The following is a 6,215-nucleotide window of genomic DNA, read 5'->3' on the forward strand; positions in this document are numbered from 1 at the left end:
CGCCATGCGCGCACTTGTTTCTACACGATCCGGGTGCAACCAGCTGATCTATCTCGGGAAAACGTGGGGAAACCTCAGGCCCTGATCCCGGTTTCCCGTTCCACTTGGTATGCAGGCGTTCGCGCTGGCAGGTATCCGCAGCCGGTCAAGCTCGGCGAACGATGCACCGCATGGCGAGTAGAGGAAATTCGCGCGCTGATCGAAGCCACCGGCAAGGAGGTGGCCCGATGAGCCAGAACAGCACTTGTGCTCCCGCCGCTGAAAGCGGCCCCGAGGCAAACATCATCGACACTTCCGCACCCGCCCAGCGCGCGCGCCTGCTGGCCGCGCTTCGGCAGAGGGCGGTGACCACATTGGAGGCCCGCCGCGATCTGAACGTGTTCGTACTCGGCGTGCGCATCTTCGAGTTGCGGCAGGAGGGGCACCCCATTGTGAACCGATTGATACCCCTGCTGGACGACCAAGGACGGCCGCATAGCCGGGTGGCGCAGTATTCGATGCAGCAGGAGGTGGCGTAATGCGCTTCCCCCACAAACGACGAAGCCCGCGCGAGGCGGGCAAAGTGGCACAGGCTGGCGGGCTGAGTGCACCACGAGACTACACCAAGGGTGCTGCCATATGTCTGGCTGCGGGCGCGATGGAGGCAGCACGCCGGCAATTGGAAGTCTATGCCCTGCAAACGGATGAGCCATCGCCGGGAATCGTTGAGGCGGCGGACCTTTTGGATGCCGCGCGCGCTGTCCTGGATGGTGCGGCATGAGTCGCCCTCGCCTAACCGGCAGCCGCTGCCAGTGTGCGGACTGTGGAAAGTATTTCGGCAGCGTCCGTGGTTTTGATCGCCACCGCGTGGGCAAATTCGACAACCCAGCCAAACGACGTCGGTGCCTGACCCTTGTGGAATTGCTGGCACGCGGTTGGGACCGTGATGCACGGGGCTTCCTGCTGACCCCAGACCTCAGAAGGCCACAAGGACACGCCGGGGCGAGCATTTCAGGCTCGTGCAACAACCCAAGCGCTACGGTAGTACAGGAAGGCGCCCCATGAACCAAAGATCGCGTGAGCGGTTCAAGGGGCGCAAGGTGTCTGGTGCATTCTTCCGGGTCAACGTGGAAGTGTTGAACAGCGCCGCATTCTGCGGGCTGTCGATGAAGGCTCACGCATTGCTGCTGGATTTGGGCGCGCATTTCACTGGCTACAACAACGGCGACCAGAGCGCAGCATGGTCTGTGATGCGAAAGCGCGGCTGGAAGTCGAAAGACACCCTGCGCCGCGCCTTGCTAGAACTGCTGGAAGCCGGATTGATCGAACAAACCCGGCAAGGTTGCCTGCACTGGTGTTCACTGTTTGCCTTCACCTGGATGGGCATCGAGGAGTGCGGCGGAAAGCTGGACGCCAAGCCCAACGCTGTGCCGTCTCACCTGTGGCGATCCAAGGCAAGCAAACCAACGCTGCGGGTGGTGGCATGAAAACGCAAAGCCCAGCCCGACCATTGGGGCAGTGTGCCCCGGTCATCGGGTCAGTGAGTACGCCGCTAGGTACAGCTATCGGGGCAGTGTGCCCCGGCCATCGGTCCTACAGGGCTATTTCCACCGGAGTTTGTGCCCCGACCATCGGGCACCTTCTAAGACTCTACCAAGGGGGTTACCCGCTTCTTGGGTATGGGGGACCTGCTTCATGAGAGTGCTGGCAATGACGGCGGGCTACTTGAGCCAGGACAAAGCGCATCTGGCGGCACAGCAACGTGCACGCCGGGCGCGCATGGTGCGGATCGACTACATGCCCAGCTCGGCGGCACTGGACGTGATCGCCGCCAAGCGGGCTACCACCCGGCCCGGCAGCATCGAAGCAACCAATAGCGCGGTGCTGGACGCCATCCTAGTCGAGTGGGCCAAGCTGACCGGAATAAAGAAACAGGAAGTAGAAGCGCCCAAGACTCCGAAGGAGCTGCCGGAATTAAGCCACCAGTACGCGGGCGCGTATGAGTCCGGGCATACGGCAAGATCGCGGCAAGGTCTAACGAGCCGGCGCACGAAAAGCGGTGAATCCGGGCATGCAGCCAGCGTCACTTGCGGCGCAAGGCGTCATCGTGACGGCAAGCCCTGTCAGGCGAAGAGCGAACCGGGCAAGCGTCGCTGCCGATTCCATGGTGGACGCAGCACGGGTCCACGAACAACCGAGGGAAAGGCCCGAGCGCTGGAGAACCTATGGCAATACATGAAGGCATAGATTTTGCATCAAGCTCTCTGTACAACCCAATCAAGGAAATATCATGAAATGGATCATCTGGGCCGCGCTGGCTATCCCTAGCGTGAGCTGGGCGCAGTCCTACGACTGCACAATGGATTGCTCGGGACACGAAGCGGGCTACCGCTGGGGCGTCCTGCATGCCATTGATGACCCCAACGACTGCGGCGGCAACTCCGCGTCTTTTATCGAAGGTTGCATGGCTTACACACAAGAGCAGCAAGCATCCCGGAATCGAGAAGTGATAGATGATGAAGAGTGCGCCGACGAGGACGAGGACGGGCTGTGTGACGCGTGATTGGCACGCCTCATGCGTGGAAGTGGAAACAGCCCGGCACTATCGCCATCGAACAAGGAAAGTACAAATGAAGATCATCACCGTTGTCACCTTCGGCCTTATCGCGGCAGTTTCGGCCCCGGCGTTCGCACAGAACTACGTGCGCGGCTACACCCGCGCAAACGGCACCTATGTCGCCCCGCATTATCAGTCTGCGCCCAATAGCACCAAGCTTGACAACTACAGCACCCAGGGCAATAACAACCCTTACAGCGGGCAAGAGGGCACGGTTGATCCGTATCGGCAGACCCAGAGCAACCCGACCGGCAGTCCGTATAACCAGCCGCGTCGTAGCAGTAACTCGCAGGCCGCTTCGTCCTACGACTACGGCAACTAAACCAAGCGGCCGCGCGGCGGGCCATCTCAGTGCTCACGCCTTCATAGCCAAGCTGCACCCACCTGGGGGCAACATTGGGGGCAATTCAAAAAATATCCGCGCATAACGCCCAGAATATATAGGTTTTTGCTGCCCACCTTCGCGCCAAGTTACCGCAGTACAAGCGAAAGCCTTTCCGGTGGAATCCCGGGGGGGGGGCTTTTTGCTTGTGTGGTTTGCTTGGTGATGGAAGGCGCGATTGGTCTGCTGATTTGCCTCACCGCGCACACTGAAGTTGTCGCGTGCGCGCGCTTTTTCGCGTCCAGCGGTGGATTAGCGGGATGTGGTGCATGTCCGCTTTGTAGCGCAATGCGCTCTGTTCGTAAGAGCTGGCACATGATCTACATGCATGGCGTTGCGCGGTGCGAGTGCATGCGCGCGGCTTGATTTCGATGCGTGGCGGATGACCTGCAGGCACGCAACCATCATGCCCGGTCCGTACCGTGGAAAGCTCTTTACAAGCAGGTGGCCTCCATGGATTTTGATTCTTCGCAGCAACTGCGCATTCTTCGTGACATCCACGACACCACGCCGGTCGCCGACGAAGAGGCCAATTGGGCAGTGCGCGCCGGCTACGCGACGCAGGCCGAGGATGGCGATATCGATCTCACCCACGAAGGCCGCAAGGCATTAGATGACGGGCAAACCTGATGCAGTTTTTGCATAGAAGTTTGTTGCTCAACAACTAGCGCGCGCGGACTCACGTATGTGGTTCCCGCAGCCGATTAGCACGTGTCGAAATTCGATTGGTGATTGCGTGGGCGAGCATTACGTAGATGTCCTCGCCGCGCACGCGCGAAGTAGGGCGTACACAAACGTCAGGCAAAAAAAGACCCGGCAGTGCCGGGGCTTTTAGATGATTGGCGTCCCCACGGGGATTCGAACCCCGGTGTCCACCGTGAAAGGGTGGTGTCCTAGGCCTCTAGACGATGGGGACGCGTATCAAAACCTGAGTTGTCTCCCTGACGGCCTAGGTCAGGAATGGTGGAGCCAGGCGGGATCGAACCGCCGACCTCCTGCATGCCATGCAGGCGCTCTCCCAGCTGAGCTATGGCCCCACGAAAATTGGAAGGAAATGATAGCTGCCGGTTAAGCTTCGCGCAAGTAGTTTTTCATTCGGAATGAGACGGAAAGTGCGCACGATATGGTGCGCGCGCTGCGACTCAATTGACACCGTGCAGATCGCGTAACTGCGTCTGTCGTGCGCCGAAATACGCCGCCAGATCGGCGATATCCTGGTCGCTCAATGCGCTGGCCTGCGCGGTCATCAACACATGTTGGCGGTCACCGCTGCGGTAGGCCTGCAAGGCATGCGCAAGATAGTCGCCGTACTGGCCGCCGAGCTTGGGGTAGCTGGGGTCGATCGGCGCGTTGCCATCGGCGCCGTGGCAATCCACGCAGCTCTGGCCGGTGGCCTTGCCTTTCGCATGAGCCAGCTTGTCTCCGGCTGCAGTACGACCGGTCGGCATGCCGGCGGACGAACCGGAACCATGTTCACCGCTGGCGTGGCCGGCATCGCCTGCAGAACGATCAGTGGATTCCACCTGCGATTGAGAGCAGGCCGCCAGCATCAGGGCAGCGACCAGGGCGATGGCTAGATGCGGAGCGTACAGGGCGTTCGGCATGTGGGCGCTTATTTGAGGGTAGACAGGTAGGCGGAGATGTCGGCGATGTCCTGCTGGGAAAAGCTCTGCGCCTGTGCCTGCATGGTCGGATGTTTACGCTTGCCCTGGCGGTATTCGGTCAGCGCCTGGGTGAGGTACTGGCTGGACTGGCCACCGATCTTGGGCACGCGGTAACTGGGATAGGCGTTCTTATAGCCGGTCACGCCGTGGCAGCCCTGGCAGGTGTAAGCCAGTAGCCGACCATTCGACGGATTGCCAGTGGGCGCTGCAGGCGCTGCAACGGCCGCGGCGGGCGCAGGCGCGGCCGGTCCAGGCGTGATTGACGGTGTCGCTGATGCGCCCCCAAACGGCAGGAAGACGACCAGAGCGAGACAAGCGGCGAGCGGCTGTGGGCGCATGGTTTCGTATCCGGAAGACTGTATTGAGCGTCCGCACGTGGGGGCGTGGCGGAACCGGTCCGAGTATGCATGCGATTTGGCGCGACGCAAACCGGGGGTGAATAGGCAAACTTGAACAGACCATGACCTTTGGCGCGTTGGCGACATGATCGGCCAGGGAGTTTACTTGCCTACAACACCCGTTCACGCATCCACCAGGGCAAGACGATATCGCCACTTTCCTTTCTGCCCGGCCGCAGCGGAACCTGCGCCGCCGCGTTGTTGATCACCACAAGCCTGTTGCTGAGCGGCTGCAAGGCGGGAGACGGCGAAGCAAAGGCCGCCGAGGAAAAGAAGACCGTCGACGCGGTACCGGTGGAAATCGCCAAGGCCGCACGCGGTGCTGTCGCTGCCAGCTATACCGGCACTGCCGCTTTGGAGGCGCGTGCCGAAGCATAGGTGGTGGCCAAGACCTCCGGCGTCGCACTGGCGGTGATGGTGGAAGAGGGGCAGAAGGTGTCGGTTTGGCAGGCATTGGTGCGGCTGGACCCGCACCGCGCACATCTGGCGGTGGCGCAGAGCGAGGCGCAACTGCGCAAACTGGAAAACAGCTATTGCTGTGCCACGCAACTGGTCTGCCCGCAATTGGTCAGCGCTGCGGATGTCGATCAGCTCAAGTTCGATGTCGAAAACAGCCGTGCGAAGTACCGGCTCGCATCGCTTGAGTTGTCCTACACCACGGTGCAGGTGCCAATCTCAGTCGCGATCGCATCGCGCTCGATCAAGACCGGCAACTTCGTGCAGATCCATACGCCGATCTTCCGCATCTTCGACGACTCGCAGCTGGAAGCCGCACTCAATGTGCCCGAGCGCGAGCTGGCGACGCTGAAATCCGATCAGCCGGTGACTTTGCTCGACGACGCCTTGCCGGGCCAGTACTTCATCGGCAAGGTCGATCGCATCGCGCCGTTGGTGGATTCGGGCAGCGGAACCTTCCGTGTGTTCAGTCCCGGCATTAGAGCGGCTAACAAAACTACTGCGCAGCCGCCAGGCGGGCGCGGCCGGTGCTCGGAATCCTCATGTACCACTCGTACACTCCGGTTCTGAGCGCGCCGTCCGCACCCACCTGACGACTGTTCGCTACGTTTTGTTAGCCGCTTTAAGATGGATCGGGTTCACCTTGAACCGCTCGGGTTCGGATGTCCACTGCTTGCAGATGAATTCGTACGGTGTCAGACCCTTCAGGGCTTTGAGTC

At 60.9% G+C, this 6,215-nt stretch carries 10 protein-coding genes, 2 tRNA genes, 1 other RNA gene and 1 pseudogene; 10 read left to right on the forward strand and 4 right to left on the reverse strand.

The window, feature by feature from the left end:
* The 8 genes from XpopCFBP1817_RS18785 to XpopCFBP1817_RS18820 form a co-directional block, all read left to right on the forward strand.
* A partial coding sequence (locus tag XpopCFBP1817_RS18785; RefSeq protein WP_208619664.1) for a helix-turn-helix transcriptional regulator occupies nucleotides 1-231 on the forward strand: 231 nt, incomplete at its 5' end.
* Nucleotides 228-518, forward strand: a complete 291-nt coding sequence (locus tag XpopCFBP1817_RS18790; protein WP_128418268.1) for a helix-turn-helix domain-containing protein — start codon at nucleotides 228-230, stop codon at nucleotides 516-518. The genes XpopCFBP1817_RS18785 and XpopCFBP1817_RS18790, both read left to right, overlap by 4 nt.
* Entirely contained in the window at nucleotides 518-760 is a 243-nt protein-coding gene (locus XpopCFBP1817_RS18795) for a hypothetical protein (protein WP_128418269.1), read from the forward strand. The genes XpopCFBP1817_RS18790 and XpopCFBP1817_RS18795 overlap by 1 nt, the downstream gene beginning before the upstream one ends.
* A gap of 238 nt (nucleotides 761-998) precedes the next feature.
* Entirely contained in the window at nucleotides 999-1,466 is a 468-nt protein-coding gene (locus XpopCFBP1817_RS18800) for a hypothetical protein (protein ID WP_244171242.1), read from the forward strand.
* 223 nt (nucleotides 1,467-1,689) lie between these two features.
* Nucleotides 1,690-2,226, forward strand: coding sequence for an HGGxSTG domain-containing protein (locus XpopCFBP1817_RS18805; protein ID WP_128418270.1), 537 nt, complete (start codon nucleotides 1,690-1,692; stop codon nucleotides 2,224-2,226).
* Between the two features lie 43 nt (nucleotides 2,227-2,269).
* Nucleotides 2,270-2,542, forward strand: a complete 273-nt coding sequence (locus XpopCFBP1817_RS18810; RefSeq protein ID WP_128418271.1) for a hypothetical protein — start codon at nucleotides 2,270-2,272, stop codon at nucleotides 2,540-2,542.
* Between the two features lie 67 nt (nucleotides 2,543-2,609).
* A complete protein-coding gene (locus XpopCFBP1817_RS18815; RefSeq protein ID WP_208619665.1) occupies nucleotides 2,610-2,918 on the forward strand; it encodes a hypothetical protein in 309 nt (102 codons plus the stop codon).
* Nucleotides 2,919-3,353: 435 nt separating this feature from the next.
* Nucleotides 3,354-3,608: a hypothetical protein gene (locus XpopCFBP1817_RS18820; RefSeq protein ID WP_167393979.1), complete on the forward strand. Its 255-nt coding sequence runs from the start codon at nucleotides 3,354-3,356 to the stop codon at nucleotides 3,606-3,608.
* A 210-nt stretch (nucleotides 3,609-3,818) separates the two neighbouring features.
* Here XpopCFBP1817_RS18820 and XpopCFBP1817_RS18825 read toward each other — a convergent pair.
* The 4 genes from XpopCFBP1817_RS18825 to XpopCFBP1817_RS18840 all read right to left on the reverse strand — a co-directional run bounded on the left by XpopCFBP1817_RS18825 (nucleotide 3,819) and on the right by XpopCFBP1817_RS18840 (nucleotide 4,980).
* Nucleotides 3,819-3,894 (reverse strand) — tRNA-Glu (locus XpopCFBP1817_RS18825).
* A 45-nt stretch (nucleotides 3,895-3,939) separates the two neighbouring features.
* Nucleotides 3,940-4,015, reverse strand: a tRNA-Ala gene (locus XpopCFBP1817_RS18830).
* A 105-nt stretch (nucleotides 4,016-4,120) separates the two neighbouring features.
* Entirely contained in the window at nucleotides 4,121-4,582 is a 462-nt protein-coding gene (locus XpopCFBP1817_RS18835; protein ID WP_167393980.1) for a c-type cytochrome, read from the reverse strand.
* Between the two features lie 8 nt (nucleotides 4,583-4,590).
* Entirely contained in the window at nucleotides 4,591-4,980 is a 390-nt protein-coding gene (locus XpopCFBP1817_RS18840) for a c-type cytochrome (protein ID WP_128418272.1), read from the reverse strand.
* Between the two features lie 207 nt (nucleotides 4,981-5,187).
* Here XpopCFBP1817_RS18840 and XpopCFBP1817_RS18845 point away from each other — a divergent pair.
* Together XpopCFBP1817_RS18845 and XpopCFBP1817_RS18850 are read left to right on the forward strand one after the other, a co-directional pair.
* A pseudogene (locus tag XpopCFBP1817_RS18845) lies at nucleotides 5,188-5,961 on the forward strand (efflux RND transporter periplasmic adaptor subunit); the annotation flags it as partial.
* A 77-nt stretch (nucleotides 5,962-6,038) separates the two neighbouring features.
* Nucleotides 6,039-6,115: non-coding RNA, sX9 sRNA (locus XpopCFBP1817_RS18850), on the forward strand.
* Nucleotides 6,116-6,215 lie beyond the last annotated feature (100 nt).

The organism is Xanthomonas populi, assembly GCF_002940065.1.
Classification (GTDB): domain Bacteria; phylum Pseudomonadota; class Gammaproteobacteria; order Xanthomonadales; family Xanthomonadaceae; genus Xanthomonas; species Xanthomonas populi.